Raw genomic sequence first — 19873 nt, 5'->3', positions numbered from 1 at the left:
GCGGGGTGCCGGGGCGGCGCGGCCCGGGCCGTACGCCGCCCCGCGCGTTCCGGGCCGCGCGGCGGACGTGATCATGGTCCGCGCAGCTCAGGGACGGTCGGCAGGCGCCTCACGGAGCGCCGCCGGCCACTGTGTGGTCGCCGTAACGACGGGTGGGCGGTTGCCGTGACACCTGGTTAACGGGCCGTTCGTAAGGTCGGGAGCACAGCAGCCGACCACGAAGGGGACCGTCCGTGACCGCACCGGAACCGCCGGCAGAAAGCATTTCGCAGGTGCGGACGGCGTGCACGTACTGCGGTGTCGGCTGCGGGGTCGTGCTGGACGTCGCGACGGACGCGGACGGGCGGCGGACGGTGCGCAAGGCGGCCGGCGACAAGGCCCACCCGGCGAACGCCGGCCGCCTGTGCACCAAGGGCGCGACCAGCGCCGAGCTGTTCACGGCGCCGGGGCGGCTGTCGACCGCGCTGGTGCGCGCGGACCGCGGCGACGAGCCGGTGGCCGAGGCCATGGACACGGCCGTCAAGCGGACCGCCGCGCGGCTGCGGGAGATCATCGACGAGCACGGCCCGGACGCCCTCGCCCTCTATGTCTCGGGGCAGATGACGCTGGAGGCGCAGTACCTGGCGAACAAGCTCGCCAAGGGCTTCGTCCGCACCCGGCACATCGAGTCCAACTCGCGGCTGTGCATGGCGAGCGCGGGCAGCGGCTACAAACTGTCGCTGGGCGCGGACGGCCCGCCCGGCTCGTACGAGGACTTCGAGCACGCCGACGTCTTCCTCGTCATCGGCTCCAACATGGCCGACTGCCACCCGATCCTCTTCCTGCGGATGATGGAACGGGTGAAGGCGGGCGCCAAGCTGATCGTCGTCGACCCCCGGCGCACCGCCACCGCGGCCAAGGCCGACCTGTTCCTGCAGATCGAGCCGGGGACGGATCTGGCGCTGCTGAACGGCCTGCTGCACCTGCTGGCCGCGGACGGCAGGCTCGACGCGGAGTTCATCGCCGAGCACACCGAGGGCTGGGAGGCGATGCCGGAGTTCCTCGCGGACTACCCGCCGGCGGCGGTCGCCGAGCTCACCGGGATTCCGGAGGCGGACATCCGCCGGGCCGCCGAGTGGATCGGTGCGGCCGGCGCCTGGATGAGCTGCTGGACCATGGGCCTGAACCAGAGCACCCACGGCACCTGGAACACCAATGCCCTGATCAACCTGCATCTGGCGACCGGGGCGATCTGCCGGCCCGGCTGCGGCCCGTTCTCCCTCACCGGCCAGCCCAACGCGATGGGCGGGCGGGAGATGGGCTACATGGGGCCGGGCCTGCCCGGACAGCGGTCCACGCTGGTGGCCGGGGACCGTGCCTTCACCGAGGAGCTGTGGGGCCTGGAGCCGGGGACGCTGCGGGCCGACGAGCCCGGCCGGGGCACCGTCGAGATGTTCCAGCGGATGGCGGACGGTGAGATCAAGGCGTGCTGGATCATCTGCACCAACCCCGTCGCCTCGGTCGCCAACCGCCGCACGGTCATCGAGGGGCTGGAGGCCGCGGAGTTCGTCCTCGCGCAGGACGTCTTCGCGGAGACCGAGACCACCGCGTACGCCGATGTGGTGCTGCCCGCCGCCATGTGGTCCGAGTCCGAGGGCGTGATGGTCAACTCGGAGCGCACGCTGACGCTGGTGCGGCAGGCCGCCGACGCACCGGGCGAGGCCTGGCCGGACTGGCGGATCATCGCCGAGGTCGCCTGCGAGATGGGGTTCGAGGACGCCTTCAGCTACCGCGGCGCCGAGGAGATATTCGAGGAGATCAAGCGCGCCTGGAACCCGCAGACGGGCTATGACCTGCGCGGAGTGTCCTACGAGCGGCTGCGGGAGACGCCCGTGCAGTGGCCCTGCGCCACCGCCGACGGGCCCGCCCGCAACCCGGTGCGCTACCTCAACGACGGCGTCAGCCAGTCCCTGGACGAGCGGCCGGACGGCACCCGGCCCCGGCTGACCTTCCCCACCGCGTCCGGCCGGGCCGTGTTCTTCGCCCGTCCGCATCTCCCGGCCGCCGAACTGCCCGACGACGACTTCCCGTTCGTCCTCAACACCGGCCGGCTGCAGCACCAGTGGCACACCCTCACCAAGACCGGCACGGTCGCCAAGCTGAACAAGCTCAGCCCCGGCCCCTTCGTGGAGATCCACCCCCAGGACGCCCAGGCGCTGGGGCTGGCGGAGGGCGACAAGGTGGAGGTCGCCTCACGGCGCGGCCGGGCGGTGCTGCCCGCGGTGCCGACCGACCGGGTGCGGCCCGGCAACTGCTTCGCGCCGTTCCACTGGAACGATCTGTTCGGCGAGTACCTCAGCGTCAACGCGGTGACCCATGACGCGGTCGATCCGATCTCCTTCCAGCCCGAGTTCAAGGCGTGCGCGGTGTCCCTGGCCAAGGTCGCGGGAGAGCCGGGGCCCGCGCCGGGGACGGCGGCACACACGGACGGGACGGCCGCGGCGGACGCGGGCCCGGGCCCCGGTGGGCGGGTGCCGGTGGCGGCGCTGGCCGGGGTGTTCCAGCTCGCCGAGCCCGCGCCGCCGGTGCTGGCCGCGCACGAGCGCCGCTATCTGTCCGGCTTCCTCGCCGGGCTGGACTCCGGGTCCGCCGTCGGCACCCCGGTGCTGCCGGCCGAGGCGCCGTTCAGCCCGGACACCGCGCTGTGGGTCAACGGCGTGCTGGCCGGGATGTTCTCCCGCATACCCGAGGTCCGGCCGCGGACCGCCGCGGCCGACGCCCCCGCCGCGCCGGCCGGGGACGCGCCGGCCCGGACGCTCGTCGTCCTGTGGGCCTCGCAGACCGGCAACGCGGAGGAGGTCGCCGCCGACACCGCCCGCCGGCTCAACGGCAGCGGCCGGCAGGCGACCCTGCTGAGCATGGCGGACACCGCACCGGCCACCCTGCCGGACGGCGCCGATCTGCTCATCGTCACCAGCACCTTCGGTGACGGCGACGCCCCCGACAACGGATCGGACTTCTGGGAGACCCTCAACGCGCCGGACACCCCGCGGCTGGAGGGCGTGCGCTACTCGGTGCTCGCACTGGGCGATTCCTCGTACGACGACTTCTGCGGCCACGGCCGCCGGCTCGACGCCCGTCTCGCCGAGCTCGGCGCGGTGCGGATGGTGCCGCGGACCGACTGCGAACCGGACTACGAAGCGCCGGCCGGGCAGTGGCTCGACCAGGTGCTCACGGTCCTGACGGACGACCCGGGGCCGGCCGACGCCGCGGAGCCCGGCGGTGCCGGGAAACCCGGGGGTACCGGAAGGCCGGCGGCCGCCCCGGCCCCCGCGGCCCCCGCGGCTCCGTCCGCCACCGGGCCCGCCAAGGCCGCGCCGGTCACCGCCCGCCTCGTCGGCAACCAGCTGCTGAGCCGGGACGGGGCCACCAAGGAGGTGCGGGAGTTCACCTTCGACACCCGTGACGACGACGGCACCCCGCTGGACTACGAGGCGGGCGACGCGCTCGGGGTGCTGCCGCAGAACTGCCCGGAGCTCGTCGCGGAGTGGCTGGCGGTCACCGGTGCCGATCCCGCCGCCATCGTCGACCTCCCGGGCCCGGGCGCGGTGCCGCTGGGCGAGGCGCTCCACCGCCACCTGGACATCACCCGGATCACCCCCGCTCTGCTGCGCCTCGTCGCCGAACGCACCGGTGACCGGGTCCTGAAGAAGCTGCTGCGGCCCGACAACCGGGGTGAGCTGGCCCAGTGGACCTGGAGCCGGCAGGCCGTCGACGTCCTCGCCGAGTACCCGGTACAGGCCGGTGCGGCGGACTGGGCGGACCTCCTCCCCCGTCTGCAGCCCCGGCTGTACTCCATCTCGTCGAGCCCGCTGACCGACCCCGCGCTGCTGCGTCTGACGGTCTCCGTGGTCCGCTACGAGAACCGTCAGGGCCGCCCGCGCAAGGGCGTGGCCTCCACCTTTCTGGCCGATGCCGGGCAGGACAGCCCGGTGCCGGTGTTCGTCCGGCGCACCCCCCAGTTCCGTCCGCCGGCCGATCCGGCGACCCCGATGGTGATGGTGGGCCCCGGCACCGGCGTCGCGCCCTTCCTCGGCTTCCTCGACGAGCGGCGCGCCCGCGGCCACCGCGCCCCCAACTGGCTCTTCTTCGGTGAGCAGCGCCGCGCCACCGACTTCTACCACGAGGACGCCCTCGGCCGGCTGTGCCAGGACGGGCTGCTCACCCGGCTGGACACCGCCTTCTCCCGCGATCAGCGCGCCAAGATCTACGTCCAGGACCGGATGCGCGAGCACGGCGCCCACCTGTGGTCCTGGCTCCAGGACGGCGCCCACTTCTATGTGTGCGGTGACGCGTCCCGGATGGCCAAGGACGTGGACCGTGCACTGCGGGACATCGCCGTCGGGCACGGCGGCCTGACGCAGGAGGCGGCCGCGGGCTATGTGAAACAGCTCGCCGCCGACAAGCGCTACGTCCGCGACGTGTACTGAGGGCACCGCCCTCGGGCCTGTCCGGTGGGTCAGGCCCTCGGGACCTCGGTTCGTCCGGCCGGACGCGTGTCCGCCGTCGCGGGCGCCTCCCTTCCCACCTGAGCCCGGCCCGTCGTCCAGCCGTTGTCCCCCGCTCCCCCGTTCCTCCTGAACGGGCCGACGCCGGGCATCGGACGGACCATGGTGAGGAAGGAGAGGAACATGACCCTGATGACCGCTGCCGCCCTGACCACCGAACCGGAGCCCAGGCGGCCCGATGCCGTGCCGAGCGAGCCGGAGCCGGTGCCGCGGGACCCGGTCCCGGCGGAACCGGAACCCGCACCGGAACCCGACGAGCCGGGCCCCGCACCCGAAGAGCCCGGCGCGGTCCCGGGCGACCACCCGGCCCCCGAGCCACCCGACTGAACCACCGTCCTCCGGTTGCCCGCACCGCAGGCCGGAGCGGGCAGGTCGCGGTGCCCGGCCATGACGTGCCCGTCGCGTGGGTACCCGGACGGTTCCGCCGGTGAACGCCCCTTGCACGCCACCTCGGTGAGGAGATGAGGATGCCCCACGCGGACCAAGCGGACCACGCCCGCACCCCGGACCACGCGGCAAACACGGCAGCGGCGCCGGGCCCCCTCGGCGCCGACGAGCTGCGCGCCCTCGACGCCCACTGGCGGGCCGCCAACTACCTGTCCGCCGGGCAGATCTATCTGATGGCCAATCCGCTGCTGACCGTCCCGCTGCGCCCCGAGCACGTCAAGCCGCGGCTGCTGGGCCACTGGGGCACCTCGCCCGGCCTCAACCTGGTGCACACCCATCTCAACCGCGTCATCAAGGCCCGCGCGCTGGACGCCCTGTGCGTATGGGGGCCGGGGCACGGCGGCCCCGCCGTGGTGGCCAATTCCTGGCTGGACGGCACGTACTCCGAGACCTACCCCGACGTCCCCCGGGACGAGGCGGGCATGGCCCGGCTGTTCCGGCAGTTCTCGTTCCCCGGCGGCATCCCCAGCCACGTCGCCCCGGAGACCCCGGGCTCGATCCACGAGGGCGGCGAGCTCGGCTACTCCCTCACCCATGCCTATGGCGCGGCGTTCGACAACCCGGAGCTGTTGGTCGCCTGTGTGGTCGGCGACGGCGAGGCGGAGACCGGGCCGCTCGCCGCGTCCTGGCACGCCACGAAGTTCCTGGACCCGGTGCACGACGGCGCGGTGCTGCCGGTCCTGCACCTCAACGGCTACAAGATCGCCAATCCGGCGGTGCTCGCCCGGATCCCGCAGGACGAGCTGGACGCACTGCTGCGCGGCTACGGTCACGAGCCGCTCCACGTCACCGGCGACGACCCGGCGGCGGTCCACCAGGCGCTGGCCGCCGCGATGGACCACGCGCTGGACCGCATCGCCGCCATCCAGCGCCGGGCCCGCACCGAGGGGGCCACGGAGCGCCCCCGCTGGCCCATGATCGTGCTGCGCACCCCCAAGGGCTGGACCGGTCCGCGCGAGGTCGACGGGCAGCCCGTCGAAGGCACCTGGCGCGCCCACCAGGTCCCGCTGCCCGGCGTACGCGACAACGCCGGGCATCTGCGCCAGCTCCAGGACTGGCTGAGCTCGTACCGGCCGGAGGAGTTGTTCGACGCCGAGGGGCGGCCGCGCCCCGAGGTGCTGGCCTGCGTGCCGGAGGGGCCTCGCCGGCTGGGTGCCTCGCCGCACGCCAACGGCGGTCTGCTGCTGCGGGAGCTGCCCCTGCCGCCGCTGGAGCGCTTCGCGGTGGAGGTCGACAAGCGCGGCGGTGCGCTGCACGAGCCGACCCGGGTACTGGGCGGGCTGCTCGAAGCGGTCATGGAGGCCACGGCCGAGCGCCGTGACTTCCGGGTCGTGGGCGCCGACGAGACCGCGTCGAACCGGCTGGAGGCCCTCTACGAGGCCACCGGCAAGGCCTGGCAGGGCGAGCTCCTCGGCACCGATGAGCATCTCGCCCGCGACGGGCGGGTCATGGAGGTGCTCTCCGAGCACCTGTGCCAGGGGTGGCTGGAGGGCTACCTCCTCACCGGCCGGCACGGGCTCTTCTCCAGCTACGAGGCGTTCGCGCACATCGTCGACTCGATGGTCAATCAGCACATCAAGTGGCTGCGGACGGCCCGCCGGCTGCCCTGGCGGCGCCCCGTCGCCTCGCTGAACTACCTGCTCACCTCACACGTCTGGCGGCAGGACCACAACGGCTTCTCGCACCAGGACCCGGGCTTCGTCGACCACGTCCTCAACAAGAGCCCGGAGGTGGTCCGGGTCTATCTGCCGCCGGACGCCAACACCCTGCTCGCGGTGGCCGACCATGTGCTGCGCAGCCGCGACTACGTCAATGTGGTGGTGGCCGGCAAGCAGCCGAGCTTCGACTGGCTCACCCTCGACGAGGCCCGCGCCCACTGTGCGCGCGGCGCCGGCGCCTGGGCGTGGGCGGGCACCGAGGACGGCAGCCGCGACCCCGATGTCGTGCTGGCCTGCGCGGGGGACGTGCCCACGCAGGAGACCCTGGCGGCGGCGGATCTGCTGCGCCGGCAACTGCCGGAGCTGGCGGTGCGGGTGGTCAACGTCGTCGACATGGCGCGGCTGCTGACGCCGGAGGAGCATCCGCACGGCATGCCGGACCCCGAGTACGACGCCCTCTTCACCCGCGACAAGCCGGTCGTCTTCGCCTACCACGGCTACCCGTGGCTGATCCACCGGCTCGGCTACCGCCGCGCGGGCCACGAGAATCTGCATGTCCGCGGCTACAAGGAGGAGGGCACCACCACCACGCCCTTCGACATGGTCGTCCGCAATGATCTCGACCGGTTCCGACTGGTGATGGACGTCGTCGACCGGGTGCCCGGCCTCGGGGTGCGCGCCGTCGCGCTCCGGCAGGAGATGGCCGACGCCCGTACCCGTCATCACGCCTGGATCCGGGAGTACGGCACCGATCTGCCGGAGGTCGCGGACTGGACCTGGAGCGGCTGAGCCGGACGCCCGCCGGGTCAGGCGCCGGCGGCCGTCCGTACGTCCTCGACGACGGACCGGTCCAGCGCGGCGCGCACCAGCCCGGAGGCGAACGCGGCGGTGCGGTCCGGCCCGACCAGCCGCGCCAGCTGCCGGCTGTCGCCCGGCAGGCCCAGCCGCTCCGCGCCCTGGACGGCCTTGGCATCGAGGTACGGGGCGAATTCGGGCCAGACGCCCTGCACCTCGCGCAGAAAGATGTGGGAGCCCGCGGGCCCCATCCCCGGGATCTCCTGCAGGGCCCGGCGCAGCGCGGTGGCGTCGCCGTCGGCCGCCTCCCGCATCCGCCGCAGATCGCCGCCGTAGGTGTCCAGCAGCAGCATGGCACCGTCGCCGAGCTGGGTGGCGGTGCGCTCGTCGTAGCGCCGGTAGCCGCCCTTCCCCAGCGCGTCGACCCGCTGTTGCCAGGTCGCCCCGGCCATCCGCCGCGGGGTGCGCAGCCCCGCGTCGAACAGGGCACGGGCGGCCGCCACCGCCACGGACGCACGGATGCGCGCGCTGAGCAGCCCGGCCAGCACCAGCACCTGGTACAGCGGCTGCGGGGTGTTGCCCATGCGGATCCCGCTCTGTGCCGCGAAGGTCTCGCCGTGCCGCTCCAGCAGGGCGTGCGCCAGGGCCCGCTGCCCGCCGAGGGGGCTCATGCCGCGGTCCCGTACGGGCACCCGGGGGCGAGGGGGAGAGTGCCTGCCACGCCATGTCCTCCGTTGCTCGGGTCGGTTCGTCCGCGGTCACCCTCCCCGGTCGGCCGCACGGGAAACGGCCGTTGGGCCAGGGGGCGCAAGGACATGCCGCACCGTACGGGCGGCCGGGCCGGGCCCCGCCGCGGCGGGGGCTCAGCGCAGCGCGTCGAGCCGCCTGCGCGCCGTACGCAGCGACCGTCCACGGGCCGGCACCCCGGACCACGGCCGGGCGGCCGCCTGCTCCAGGACGCCCGCGACATCCCGCAACGACCAGCGCTGCGGGGTGAGTCCGCGCTCGTCGAGCTGGTCGCGGCCGATCGGCGTGGCCACCGGGGCACCCGGCTTCGGCCGCAGCGACCAGGGGGCGACGGCCGTCTGCGCGTAGGCGTTGCGCTGCACATCGAGGTAGAGCCGGTCGCCGCGGGACTTCTTGCGGACCGCGGTGGTCAGCCGGTCCGGGTGACGCTCCGCCAGAACCTGCGTCACGTCCTGGGCGAAGCTCCGCACCGTGTCGACGTCGCTCTTGCCGTCCAGCGCCACGATGACGTGCAGGCCCTTCGATCCCGTGGTCATCAACGCGGCCGGCAGGCCGAGCTCGTCGAGCAGCGCGCACAGCCGCCGGGCGGCCTCCCGTACGGCGGCGAAGTCCGGTCCGGGCGGGTCGAGGTCGAACACCAGCCGGTCCGGGTGCAGGGGATGCTCGGCGCGCGCGAGCCAGCGGTGGAAGGTGAGGCAGGCCCGGTCGGCGAGGAAGAGGAGGGTCGCCTTGTCCTCGCAGACGGTATGGGTGACGGTGCCGCCCTCCTTGGCGACCTCGGCCCGCCGGATCCAGTCGGGGTAGTGGCCCGGGGTGTCCTTCTGCATGAACTGCGGGCCGCCCAGGCCCTCGGGGAGCCGCTCCAGCATCAGCGGGCGCCCGCGCAGCTGCGGGACCATCGACGCGGCCACCCGGCGGTAGTAGTCGAGGACATCGGCCTTGGTCAGCCCGTCGTCCGGGAAGAGCACCTTCTCCGGCCGGTGGAGGTGCACCGTGCGGCGGCCCACCCGCACCGAGGCCGCGCCGGTGTCCGTACCGGTGTCCCTGTCCGTACCGGTGTCCGTGTCCGTGGCGTTCATGCGGGCGGGGGTACCCGGCCCGGGCCGCCGCTACGCTCCCGCGTCCGGGTGGCACGTCCGGTGGCGCGTCCGTGCACCGCCTGTGTCGCGGGGGCCCGCGGGCCCCCGCAGAGTGGGCAGGGACGCGGTCGGTGCGCGGCTGGGCGCATGGGCGGCGCCGGACCGGCAAGGAGACCGGCAGGCCCGCGCGGAGCGAGCGCCCGGCGCCCGTCCGCCCAGGAACGACACGTGAGGAGCAGATGACGGTGCGAGCGCACACAGGTACGCCGGCCACCCCCCGTCCGGACCCGGTTCCGCCCACCCCGGGCCCGGGCCCCGGCCCGCCGGGACCCACTCCGGGCCCGGCGCCCGGCCCGGTTCCCGCCCCCGGCCCGGATCCGGTACCGCCGCCGGTGCCGGGTCCCGAACCGGATCCGGTCCCGCCGCACCCGGCACCGCCGACGCCGGGTCCGCAGCCCGGCCCCGCGCCCGATCCGCTGCCCGCGCCGGGCACCGACCGGCAGACCGGACGGCCGGAAAGCGGGAGTGGCCCGCGCTGAACCGGCTCCCGAGCCGCCGGGCGCCGACCGGCGAGCCGGGGTGGTCGCGGCGTCCCGCACAATGAACCCACCGGTTCATCCAGACGCCGGGCGCGCACCGCGCACCTCTGCACGGGAGAGAACATGCCGAACCCGGACGCCGACCAGGCCTCCGCCGTCCCCGTCCTGGTCCTCAACGGGCCCAATCTCAATCTGCTCGGGCTGCGTGAGCCCGAGATCTACGGGCGGGACACCCTCGCCGACATCGAGGCACTGTGCCGGCGCACCGCCGCCGAACACGGACTACGGGCCGACCTGCGACAGAGCAACCACGAGGGCGTCCTCATCGACGCCGTGCAGGAGGCACGGACCGCACACCGCGGGATCGTGATCAACCCGGCCGGCTACAGCCACACCTCCGTCGCCCTGCGCGACGCACTGGCCGCGGCGGACGTCCCGATCGTCGAGGTGCATCTGTCGAACATTCACCGGCGGGAGGAGTTCCGGCACTTCTCCTACGTGTCCGGGGTCGCCGACGCGGTGATCTGCGGGGCGGGCGCCCACGGCTATGAGCTCGCGCTGGCCCATCTGGCCCGTCTGGTGCACAAGACCTGACGAGGCGCTACCGGCAATCCCGCACGGGCTGGTTAGTCTCGGCGGGTGGGGCATTCCGAGGAGCGCGCCGAGGGTGCGGGACCGTTCATCACCCGGCTGACCTGGCGCCTGGAGGAGGGCGGCACCGCCGTCTGGGAGTCCCGGGCGGCCCGCAAGCGCGGGACGCTCGCGGTGCGGCCCACCGGTGCCGCCGAGAGCAGTGAGCGGCGCGCCGACTCCGCGGCCCTGGCACGGCTGCGCAGGCTCAACAGCCTGGCCGCGGGCTCCTTCACGATCGGCGGGCTCCTCTTCGCCGCCGGTGCGGCGCTCGCCCAGTTCAGCACCGCGGGTCCGATCGTGAGCGCCACGGTCTACTTCATCGGCGGCGTCTTCTTCACCCTCGGCGGCTATGCCTCACTGGCCCAGACCATCAATGCTCCGCGCCGGGAGGGTACGGCAGGTGAGCTGACCACGCACGCGTTCCGGTGGTGGAGCTACGAGCCCGGCCGGGTCGACTGGCTGAGTACGTTTCTGCTGTTCCAGGGGACGCTGGTGTTCGGCGTCAATCTGCTGGATTCGTTTCTGCAGGGGCTCACGGCACGGCAGACGAACCGGCTGGTGTGGACCCCCGACATGATCGGCTGTGTGCTGTTCCTGGTCTCGGGGCATCTGGCGGTCATCGAGGTCTGCCACGGCCGGCCGTGCTTCCACCGGCGCAGCCTCGGCTGGTGGATCGTCGCGGTCAATCAGCTGGGGTCGGCGCTCTTCATGGTCTCCGCGCTGGCGGCCTTCAGCCGGCCCGCGACCGGCAGCCTCGTGAACGTCGGCGTCGCCAACTGGGGGACCCTCACGGGCGCGCTCTGCTTTGCGGTGGCGGGCGTGCTGCAGGCCCGCGAACGTCCCTGACATGCGGGTTCCGCGTACCTGTGGAACCGTGGTGTCACGGCATGATCACCGGCGGGTCCGGTGTGGTCGGCCAGGTTTCTCAAGCAGAGGAGTGACCCATGGCCTCTCAGAAGCAGACTGTGGGCGGATGGACCGCATTCGCCGCAGTCCTGATGATCTTCGGTGGTGCGATGACCGCCCTGGAGGGCATCTCCGCCATCGCCAAGGACAACGTCTTCGTCACCACGCAGAACTACGTCTTCTCCTTCAACCTCACCGGGTGGGGCTGGATCCATCTCATCCTGGGCATCGTCATCCTGATCGCGGGTATCGCCCTGCTGAGCAGCGGCGCGACGTGGGCCCGGGTGGTCGGTGTGATCCTCGCGGGCCTGAGCGCGCTCGCGAACTTCCTGTGGATCCCCCACTACCCGTTCTGGGCCATCGTGGTGATCGCCATCGACATCTTCATCATCTGGGCGCTGTGTGCCGGAGACCACCGCCACGCCGTCGCCGTCTGACCGGGCCCGACGCGCCTCATGGCCACCGGACCCACCGCGCGGGAACGCGCGGAACGGGGCAGGGCACTTCGCTCCGAAGTGCCCCGCTCCCGTCATGCGGAGTTCACCCCGGCACCGGACCGGGCCGATCCGGTGGACATCGTCGAGCGGCAATCGGCCCACCGTGTCCCGGAGTTGGTGCCCCTTCGCTACGGGCGGATGCTGGAGTCACCGTTCCGGTTCTATCGCGGTGCGGCCGCCATCATGGCGGCGGATCTGGCCACGACACCGTCGACGGGGCTGCGGGCCCAGCTGTGCGGGGACGCCCATCTGCTGAATTTCCGGCTGCTGGCCTCCCCCGAGCGTCATCTGATGTTCGACATCAACGACTTCGACGAGACCCTGCCCGGCCCGTGGGAGTGGGACGTCAAGCGACTGGCGGCCAGCTTCGCCATCGCGGGCCGCCAGAACGGCTTCAGCGAACCGGAACGGGCCGGCATCGTCCGGGCCGCCGGCGCTTCCTACCGCGAGCAGATGCGCCGGTACGCGGGGATGCGCACCCTGGAGGTCTGGTACGAGCACGCCGACATGGCCGAGATCGAGGCCGAGGAGGCACAGGAGCTGGGCGCCAGGGGCCGGGCGGGGCTGGCCCGGATCATCGAGGACGCCCATGGGCACGACACCCTGCAGGCGTTCCGCAAGCTGACCCGGCGCAGCGGCGGGCAGGTGCGGATCGCGTCCGATCCCCCGCTGGTCGTGCCGCTGCACGACCTGCTGCCGGGCCCCGAGGGCGACCGGCTGGCCGGCACCCTCAGTGATCTCATCGCCAGTTACGGCCACAGTCTGCGCGCGGACCACCGCCGGCTGCTGGAGCAGTACCGGGTCGTCGACCTGGCCCGCAAGGTCGTCGGCGTCGGCAGCGTGGGCACCCGCTGCTGGATCCTGCTGCTGCTCGGCAAGGACGCCGACGATCCGCTGCTGCTCCAGGCCAAGGAGGCCGACGAGTCGGTACTCGCCCCGTACGCCGGGGCGAGCCGGCACCGCAACCAGGGCGCCCGGGTCGTGGACGGCCAGCGGATGATGCAGGCCGCCAGCGACATCTTCCTCGGCTGGCAGCGGACCACCGGTATCGACGGCCGCCCCCGCGATTTCTACGTACGCCAGCTGCGCGACTGGAAGGGCATCATGCCGGCGGACGAGATGGCGCCGGTGGGCATGCGGCGGTTCGCCGTGCGCTGCGGCGCCACGCTGGCCCGCGCGCATGCCAGGTCGGGCGACCGGATCGCGATCGGCGCGTACCTCGGCTCGGGGACGGTCTTCGACGAGGCGCTGGCGCAGTTCGCGGAGCGCTACGCGGACCAGAACGCGCGCGACCACCAGGCGCTCGTGGAGGCGGTCCGCGCGGGCCGCGTCCGGGCCGAGGCCGGCTGAGCGCACGGACGGCGCCCGGGCGGACCGCCCCCGCCACCCGATCGGCACACCCGGTCGCGCACGGGATGTCGGCGCCGCCCGCCCCGCCTAGCATGGATCCGAATGGCTCCGACGAAGGCGGCCCCATGCGCCCCACGGCGAAGTTCTCCATCAGCTTCGGCCTGGTCACGATCCCGGTCGCGGCGTACAACGCCACGGACAGCTCCGCGTCCGTCAGCTTCGTACGGATCCACACCGCGGACGGCGGGCGGGTGCGCAATCAGCCCGTGTGCTCGGTGGAGGGCGTCGAGATCTCCCCGGACGAGATCGGCCGGGGCTACCGTCCCGGCGACGGCGACACCGTCGTCCCGCTGAGCGACGAGGATCTGGACGCGCTGCCGCTGCCGACCGCGAAGACCCTGACGATCCTGGCGTTCGTCGCCGGCGGCGACATCGACCCGCTGCAGATGGGCAAGGGCTACTACCTGGGCATCGACAGCCCCGCCGCAGCCAAGCCCTATGTGCTGCTGCGCGAGGCGATGGAACGGCATCAGCGCGTGGGCCTCGGCAAGATCGCGCTGCACGGGCGGGAGACGCTCGCCATGATCCGGCCGATGGAGGGCGCGCTGGTGATGCAGGTGCTGCTGTGGCCGCACCAGATCCGCCCGATGGACGGGGTCCTTCCCGAGCGGCAGGTGGAGGTCCATGCCAATGAGGTGGAGGCCGCGGAGACCCTGATGGACTCCTTCGGCGCACTGTCCGAGGACGACGTGCACGACCATTACCGCGAGGCGCTCGAAGAGATCGTGGCGGCGAAGCTGGCGCATCGTGAGCCGCACTTCGAGGCCGGCGAGGAGCCGCCCGCCGGAGGGGTGATGGACCTGATGGCGGCCCTGCAGGACAGCGTGCGCGCGGCCAGGAAGTCCCGCGGTGAGGACGAGGAGGGCGAACCCGCCCGGAGCACCGCCCGGTCCGGCCGCGGTACGGCGAAGAGCACCGCGAAGAAGGGCACCGCGAAGACGAGCACCGCGAAGAAGACCGCGGCGAAGAAGACGGCCGCCGGCGAAACCACCGCCAAGAAGTCGGCTGCCAAGAAGTCCGCCGCCAAGACGACGGCCGCGGCGAAGAAGACTTCCGGCAGGGGCGGTCGGCGGGCCGGCTGAGCCCGGCCGGGGCACCGGACCGCCCGCCGCCCGCCCCGCTTGCGCACATAAGGCGACCGCCTCGGGGTACCCGATGCCTCAACGGGGTTTTCTGCCAAGAGAGTTATGGAGGTTGGCACCATGGGTATCGGCGGGTGCATCGGCCTGCTCGCGGTGGGCGCGATCCTCACGTTCGCGGTGGACTGGCACATGGCCGGGATCAACCTCGACCTGGTGGGGATCATCATGATGATCGTCGGCATCATCGGCCTCGCCACCTACGTCAGCATCCTCAAGCGGCGGCGCACCCAGCCGCCGTCCCCCGGCGCCCCCGTCGTCGACGTCGAGGACGCCCGCTACTACAAGTAGCCTCCCCTGACGGCGCGTTGGGGCTCGCGGGGCGGACCGGTCGGCCGTCAGCCGTCAGCCGTCAGCCGTCAGCCGTCAGCCGTCAGCCGTCAGCCGTCAGCCGTCAGCCGCAGGACGTACGGGGCTTCGGCAGGGTGCCGTTCAGGAAGAAGTCGTCGACATAGTGCTGGATGCAGGGGTCGCCGGTGGTGTAGGCGGCATGCCCCTCACCGCGATAGGTCAGCACGACACTGGAGTTGTCCAGCGCCCGCGCCATGCTGAACGCACCCTGGTAGGGCGTCGCCGGATCATTGGTGGTGGCGACGAGCAGCATGGGCGGGGCTCCGGGCGCCGAGACGTCGCGGGAGGAGTCGTCGCCCGCCACCGGCCAGTCGTAGCAGTCCAGCAGTGTCGGGGCGATGTCCGGGCCGAAGAGCGGGGAGGCCTTGGTGAGTTCGCGCTCCGCCCGGGGGAAGTCGTCGGCACCGTAGCGCTCCGAGGTGTCCCGGCAGGCGATCGCCCGCAGGGCCAGCTGGTCCTGCGACGGCAGCTCGTCCCGCCCGACCTGCCGCGCCGGGAGCCGGCCGGCGTGGGCGCCCCCGCCGCCCTCGCCGCTGTTGCTCAGCCGGAGGATCCCCGAGGCGTCGCCGCGCCGCAGCTGAGCCAGCGCCTGGCGCAACTGCGGCCAGTCGCTTCTGCTGTAAAGGGCCTCCCGCAGGGCGTACACATAGGTGGTCTCGTCCACCGTCTCCCCCTTCACCGTCATCGGCGTCTCGCTCAACTTCCGGTACCAGCTGCGGAGTTGCTCCTGCGCCTGATGCGGATCGGTGCCCAGCGGGCAGTTTGCGCCATGGAGGCAGTCGGCGGCGAAGTCGTCCAGCGCCCGCTGGAAGCCCCGGGCCTGGGCCACCGCGGTCTGCCAGGTGTTCTTGGTGGGGTCCTCGACGCTGTCCAGCACCATCCGGCCGACCTTGCGGGGGAATTCATGGGCGTAGACCGCGCCGAGTTTGGAACCGTAGGAGAAGCCGAGGTAGTTGAGCTTGTCGTCGTGGACCGCGGCGCGCAGTACGTCCATGTCCCGGGCGACGTCGGGGGTGCCGACCCAGGGCAGCAGCCCGCCGGAGTAGCGCCCGCAGGCCTCGTTGATGCGTTTCTCCTTCGCGGCCAGGCTGTTGTCCTCGTCCGTGGCGGGGGGCGGGCTGAGCTTGCTGCCGCAGGAGACGGGGTCGGTGTGGCCGGTGCCGCGCGGGTCGAAGCTGACGATGTCGTAGCGCTGTCCCAGCCGGGCGAAGGCGCTGCCGCTGTCGATCAGATAGTTGACGCCGGAAGCACCCGGTCCCCCGGGGTTGAGCACCAGTGAGCCGAGCCGGTTGCCGGGCCCGGTCGCCTTGAGCCGGATCAGCTGGACCTGCATCGTGTTCCGGCCGGGGTCGGAGTAGTTCCGCGGCACCGTCAGCCGGGCGCACTCCAGGCGCTCCCGGAAGCCGGGCGGCTCGGTGGCGCCCCCGCTCTGCGCGCCGCTCTGCACATCCGTGCCGCACGGTTCCCACGACAGGTGCTGCTTGTAGAACGGCGTCAGATCCTGGTCACCGACTGCCACCGCGGCGGGAGTTCCCGCAAAGACGCCGCACAGCGCCACCACCGCCGCCACGGCCCACAGCCGTACGGACACCGTGCGCCGGCGAACACGCCGCGCTCCCCCTACTCCCACACGAGACGGCGCACGGCGTATTCCCGGCATATTCCGAGCCTAGGGCCGTTACGCGGTGTCCGCACACCTGCTACGGGGGCATGCGACGTGCCGTACACCCCCGTGACCAGCCCTTATGCGAGCGGGCAGGAGGCAGCCGACGGCATTCCGCGTGCCCTGTCCCCCGCGGATATACACCACGCAATGGCATCGGCCGCATTCACGGTGTAGCCGCGCAGGGCTTGTCAGCGCGCTCAAGATGCGGAGGACATCACACAGCTCACCCTGGAGTTAGGGCGGAGCATCACCGCTGGACGGTGACTCCCTGAACGGACGCCGATTCGGCCGGATGACCGGGAAAAGGTGGCGCACCCATGAGTGACGGATCCAAGGCCCTGTTGGTCGCCGCACTGGCCGGCGGCTATCTGCTGGGCCGCACGAAGAAGGCACGGTTCGCCTTGACAGTGGCGTCGTATGTCGCCGGACGTCAGTTGGGGCTCGAACCGCGACAGCTCGTGACGGAGGGGATACGCAAACTCGGCGAGATCCCCCAGGTCGCGGAGCTGGGTGACCAACTGCGCGGAGAAGTGCTGGACGCCGGCCGCAAGGCCCTGACCGCGGCCGCCAACCAGCAACTTGAGAACCTCGCCGACACGCTCCACGACCGGACCCTGAAGCTCGAAAGCGGCGAGCTGGAGCCGGAGGAGGAAGAAGGAGAAGAAGAGGAGGAGGAAGAAGGCGAGGAGGAGCCCGAGGGCGAGTACGAGGAGGAGGAAGAGGAAGAGGAACCCGAGGAGGAACCCGAGGAGGAGCCCGAGGAGGAGCCCGAGGAGGAGCCCGAGGAGCGGACCGGCCGGCGCACCCCGCGGGCGGATGCCGGGAAGAAGGCCGCCACCGGCCGTACGGCCGCGAAGAAGACGGCGCCGGCGAAGAAGACCGCCGCCAAGAAGACTGCGGCGAAGAAGACGGCAGCGGAGAAGGCCCCGGCCAAGGAGTCGGCACCGGCCAAGAAGGCCGCGGAAAAGAAGACCACAGCGAAGAAGTCCGCCGCGAAGAAGGCACCCGCCAAGGAGACCACGGCCAAGAAGAAGACAGGGAAGGCCGCCAAGAAGGCCCCACCGAAAAAGACTGCCGCAGGCAGGAAAACAGGCCCCGCTGCGAAGAAGAGCGCCAAAAAGACATCAGCGCGCGTCGAGCGCCGGAGGTAACCGGTCATGGCCAAGACGGGACAGGACAAAGCGGACTCGGGACTCGACCGACTGCGGGGCGAGCTCGGAGACTATGTGACGAGCTGGGTCGGAAATCTGGCCGAACGAGCCGGCGACAAGCTGATGGATGTGACGGACCAGCTCACCGATGTCGCCCAGAACGGCGGATCCCTTTCCAAGATCGGCGCCAATCTCCTCGGCGGCGACTCCCCCGTCTCCGCCGTACTCAAGGGGACGGCGGAGAACGTCAAGGACAAGGCCAAGGAGGCCTTGGGCGGCGGGAAGAAGCGCAAGTCCGGGGACCAGAAGGTCACCAACATCATCGAGGTTCTCGATATCGGCGTACCGCTGCGCACCGCCTACGACCACTGGACCCAGTACGAGAAATTCAGCAGCTTCACCAAGGGCGTCCGCAATGTGTCGTTGGAGGACGAGACGACCACGGACTGGAAGGCCAAGGTCGGCCCCTCGACCCGGGGTTGGAAGGCGACCGTCCTGGAGCAGGTGCCGGACGAACGCATCATCTGGACGTCCGAGGGCTCCAAGGGAACGACCCACGGTGCCGTCAGCTTTCACGAGCTGGCGCCCAGCCTGACCCGCATCGTGCTGGTCGTCGAGTACTACGCCTCGGGATTCTTCGAGAAGACCGCGAACATCTGGCGCGCCCAGGGACGCCGACTGCGGCTGGACTTCAAACACTTCCAGCGCTACGTGACCCTCACCGAGGAGGAGCCGGAGGGCTGGCGTGGCGAGATCCGCGACGGCGAAGTCGTACGGACCCATGAGGAGGCCGTCGAGGCCGAAGAGGCGGAAGAAGCGGAAGAAGCGGAAGAAGCGGAGGACTACGAGGGCGAGGACGGCGAGGGCGCCGAGGAGGAGTACGACGAGGACGAGGAAGAGGTCGAGGGCGACGCCGAGGACCGGGACGAGGGGGACGAAGAGGACGAGGAGTGGGAAGAGGGCGAAGAAGAGAAAGAGGAAGAGGAAGAGGAGTGAGCCGGTTCGTGCGCCGGGGCCGGTGAGGTGAGGTCATGCCTGCCGCCCGCGCCGGCCGGCGCCCGATGGAAGGACTCACCATGCGTGTGTTTCCGCCTCCTCCCTCGATCGCGGGGCTCACCGCTGTCGTCACCGGCGGTTCGCGCGGGCTCGGGCTGCTGCTGGCCCGCGAGTTGCTGCGGCGCGGCTGTGAGGTCGCGCTGCTGGCCAGGGACGACGCCGAGCTGGGCAGGGCCGTCGGCAAGCTCGGCCCGTGCCGCGGCGGCACGGTGCAGGGGGTGGTGTGCGATGTACGGGACCGGGCCGCGGTGCGCGACCGCCTCGCGGAGATCGCCGGGGACCACGGGGGACTGGACATCGTCATCGCCAACGCCGGCATCATCCAGGTCGGCCCCGCGGAGGCGCTCGGCGCCGAGGGGTTCCAGGACGCGATGGACTCGGTCTTCCACGGGGCCCTGAACACCGCGCTGGCCGCCCTCCCTCACCTCCGGCGCAGCCCGGCCGGCGGCCGGCTGGTGCTCATCGGGTCGGTCGGCGGTCTGCTGACGGTGCCGCATCTGCTGCCGTACTCCTGCGCCAAGTCGGCGGTGGGCGCGCTGGCCGACGGGCTGCACGCGGAGGAGGCCCCGCACGGCGTCTCGGTGACCGCGGTCCACCCCGGCCTGATGCGCACCGGGTCGCATGTCCATGCCCTCTTCGGCGGGGACCGGCGGCGGGAGTACGGGTGGTTCTCCGCGGTGGCCGGGGCGCCGTTGCTGTCCATGAACGCCGAGCGGGCGGCGGACCGCATCGTGACCGCGCTCCAGCGCCGGCGCACGCGCCTGGTGCTGACCCCGGCGGCCAGGCTCGGCGCCACGGCCCACGGGCTGGCCCCGGTGACCACCACCCGGCTGGTGTCGGCGGTCGCCCGGGTGCTGCCGCGGGACGGCACCCATACCACCGTGCGCGGCGCGGCGGTCGAGGCCGGGGAGCAGCCGCCGGCCCCTCGGCTGCGTGCGGTCCTCGGCGCCCTCAACGAACGGGCGGCGGACCGCTTCAATCAGCGCTGAGTTCCCGGCCCATGACGCCGGCCCCGTCGTCGCAGGGAGTGCGGCGGCGGGGCCGTGCCGTCAGTGCCTGCGGTGCCGTCAGTGCCTGAGCGAGTCCCTGCCCTTCTCCATTGCCTGCTTCACTTTCCCCCTGACCAGTTCGGCTTTCCCTCTCCGGGCCAGGCTTTTGTTGCCCAGCGCCTTCCCAGTGGTTTGCATGGCCTTTCCCTCGACGATCTGGCCGAGGTTCCTGGTCTTCTTTGCTATTCCCATGTCACGCTCCT

The 19873-nt window shown here is 72.3% G+C and carries 16 protein-coding genes; 12 read left to right on the top strand and 4 right to left on the bottom strand.

From position 1 onward, the window contains the following. Nucleotides 1-233 precede the first annotated feature (233 nt). From EST54_RS08940 to EST54_RS08930, 3 genes are all read left to right on the top strand, one after another. Complete coding sequence (locus EST54_RS08940) at nt 234-4469, top strand: bifunctional nitrate reductase/sulfite reductase flavoprotein subunit alpha (RefSeq protein WP_129246797.1); 4236 nt, start codon at nt 234-236, stop codon at nt 4467-4469. A 201-nt stretch (nt 4470-4670) separates the two neighbouring features. Next, a complete protein-coding gene (locus EST54_RS08935) occupies nt 4671-4874 on the top strand; it encodes a hypothetical protein (RefSeq protein ID WP_129246795.1) in 204 nt (67 codons plus the stop codon). A 140-nt stretch (nt 4875-5014) separates the two neighbouring features. Beyond that, a complete protein-coding gene (locus EST54_RS08930; RefSeq protein ID WP_129246793.1) occupies nt 5015-7441 on the top strand; it encodes a phosphoketolase family protein in 2427 nt (808 codons plus the stop codon). 17 nt (nt 7442-7458) lie between these two features. Here the strand turns inward: EST54_RS08930 and EST54_RS08925 are convergent, their stop codons facing one another. Then, nucleotides 7459-8118 (bottom strand): endonuclease, encoded by a 660-nt coding sequence (locus EST54_RS08925; RefSeq protein WP_129246791.1) that lies wholly within the window; start codon nt 8116-8118, stop codon nt 7459-7461. A gap of 192 nt (nt 8119-8310) precedes the next feature. Further along, nucleotides 8311-9273 carry a non-homologous end-joining DNA ligase gene (gene ligD / locus EST54_RS08920; RefSeq protein ID WP_129246789.1) on the bottom strand — a complete coding sequence of 321 codons (963 nt, stop codon included), beginning with the start codon at nt 9271-9273 and terminating at the stop codon, nt 8311-8313. A gap of 662 nt (nt 9274-9935) precedes the next feature. On the opposite strand from ligD, the gene aroQ reads away from it, so the two are divergent. From aroQ to EST54_RS08890, 6 genes are all read left to right on the top strand, one after another. Beyond that, complete coding sequence (gene aroQ / locus EST54_RS08915) at nt 9936-10406, top strand: type II 3-dehydroquinate dehydratase (protein ID WP_129246787.1); 471 nt, start codon at nt 9936-9938, stop codon at nt 10404-10406. 45 nt (nt 10407-10451) lie between these two features. Continuing rightward, nucleotides 10452-11291, top strand: coding sequence for a hypothetical protein (locus tag EST54_RS08910; protein ID WP_129246785.1), 840 nt, complete (start codon nt 10452-10454; stop codon nt 11289-11291). Nucleotides 11292-11389: 98 nt separating this feature from the next. Continuing rightward, nucleotides 11390-11788, top strand: coding sequence for a DUF7144 family membrane protein (locus EST54_RS08905; protein ID WP_129246783.1), 399 nt, complete (start codon nt 11390-11392; stop codon nt 11786-11788). An 18-nt stretch (nt 11789-11806) separates the two neighbouring features. Continuing rightward, the gene (locus tag EST54_RS08900; RefSeq protein ID WP_129246781.1) at nt 11807-13198 is read left to right on the top strand and encodes a DUF2252 domain-containing protein; all 1392 of its coding nucleotides are present in this window, start codon (nt 11807-11809) and stop codon (nt 13196-13198) included. A 125-nt stretch (nt 13199-13323) separates the two neighbouring features. Further along, the gene (gene ku, locus EST54_RS08895; RefSeq protein ID WP_129246779.1) at nt 13324-14340 is read left to right on the top strand and encodes a non-homologous end joining protein Ku; all 1017 of its coding nucleotides are present in this window, start codon (nt 13324-13326) and stop codon (nt 14338-14340) included. Nucleotides 14341-14460: 120 nt separating this feature from the next. Next, nucleotides 14461-14688 (top strand): DUF6458 family protein, encoded by a 228-nt coding sequence (locus EST54_RS08890; RefSeq protein WP_040901776.1) that lies wholly within the window; start codon nt 14461-14463, stop codon nt 14686-14688. A 103-nt stretch (nt 14689-14791) separates the two neighbouring features. On the opposite strand, the gene EST54_RS08885 is transcribed toward EST54_RS08890, so the two are convergent. Further along, the gene (locus EST54_RS08885; protein ID WP_244942477.1) at nt 14792-16339 is read right to left on the bottom strand and encodes an alpha/beta hydrolase; all 1548 of its coding nucleotides are present in this window, start codon (nt 16337-16339) and stop codon (nt 14792-14794) included. A gap of 392 nt (nt 16340-16731) precedes the next feature. Between EST54_RS08885 and EST54_RS08880 the strand changes: the two genes are divergently transcribed. The 3 genes from EST54_RS08880 to EST54_RS08870 all read left to right on the top strand — a co-directional run bounded on the left by EST54_RS08880 (nt 16732) and on the right by EST54_RS08870 (nt 19610). Continuing rightward, the gene (locus EST54_RS08880) at nt 16732-17565 is read left to right on the top strand and encodes a histone protein (RefSeq protein WP_129246777.1); all 834 of its coding nucleotides are present in this window, start codon (nt 16732-16734) and stop codon (nt 17563-17565) included. A 6-nt stretch (nt 17566-17571) separates the two neighbouring features. Next, a complete protein-coding gene (locus EST54_RS08875; protein WP_129246775.1) occupies nt 17572-18561 on the top strand; it encodes an SRPBCC family protein in 990 nt (329 codons plus the stop codon). Between the two features lie 80 nt (nt 18562-18641). Continuing rightward, nucleotides 18642-19610 carry an SDR family NAD(P)-dependent oxidoreductase gene (locus EST54_RS08870; RefSeq protein WP_129246773.1) on the top strand — a complete coding sequence of 323 codons (969 nt, stop codon included), beginning with the start codon at nt 18642-18644 and terminating at the stop codon, nt 19608-19610. 78 nt (nt 19611-19688) lie between these two features. Here EST54_RS08870 and EST54_RS08865 read toward each other — a convergent pair whose 3' ends face one another. Then, complete coding sequence (locus tag EST54_RS08865) at nt 19689-19862, bottom strand: CsbD family protein (protein ID WP_129246771.1); 174 nt, start codon at nt 19860-19862, stop codon at nt 19689-19691. Nucleotides 19863-19873 lie beyond the last annotated feature (11 nt).

Origin of the sequence: Streptomyces sioyaensis (assembly GCF_004122735.1) — a bacterium.
GTDB lineage: Bacteria > Actinomycetota > Actinomycetes > Streptomycetales > Streptomycetaceae > Streptomyces > Streptomyces sioyaensis.
This window is presented reverse-complemented; position numbering and strand designations above follow the sequence as displayed.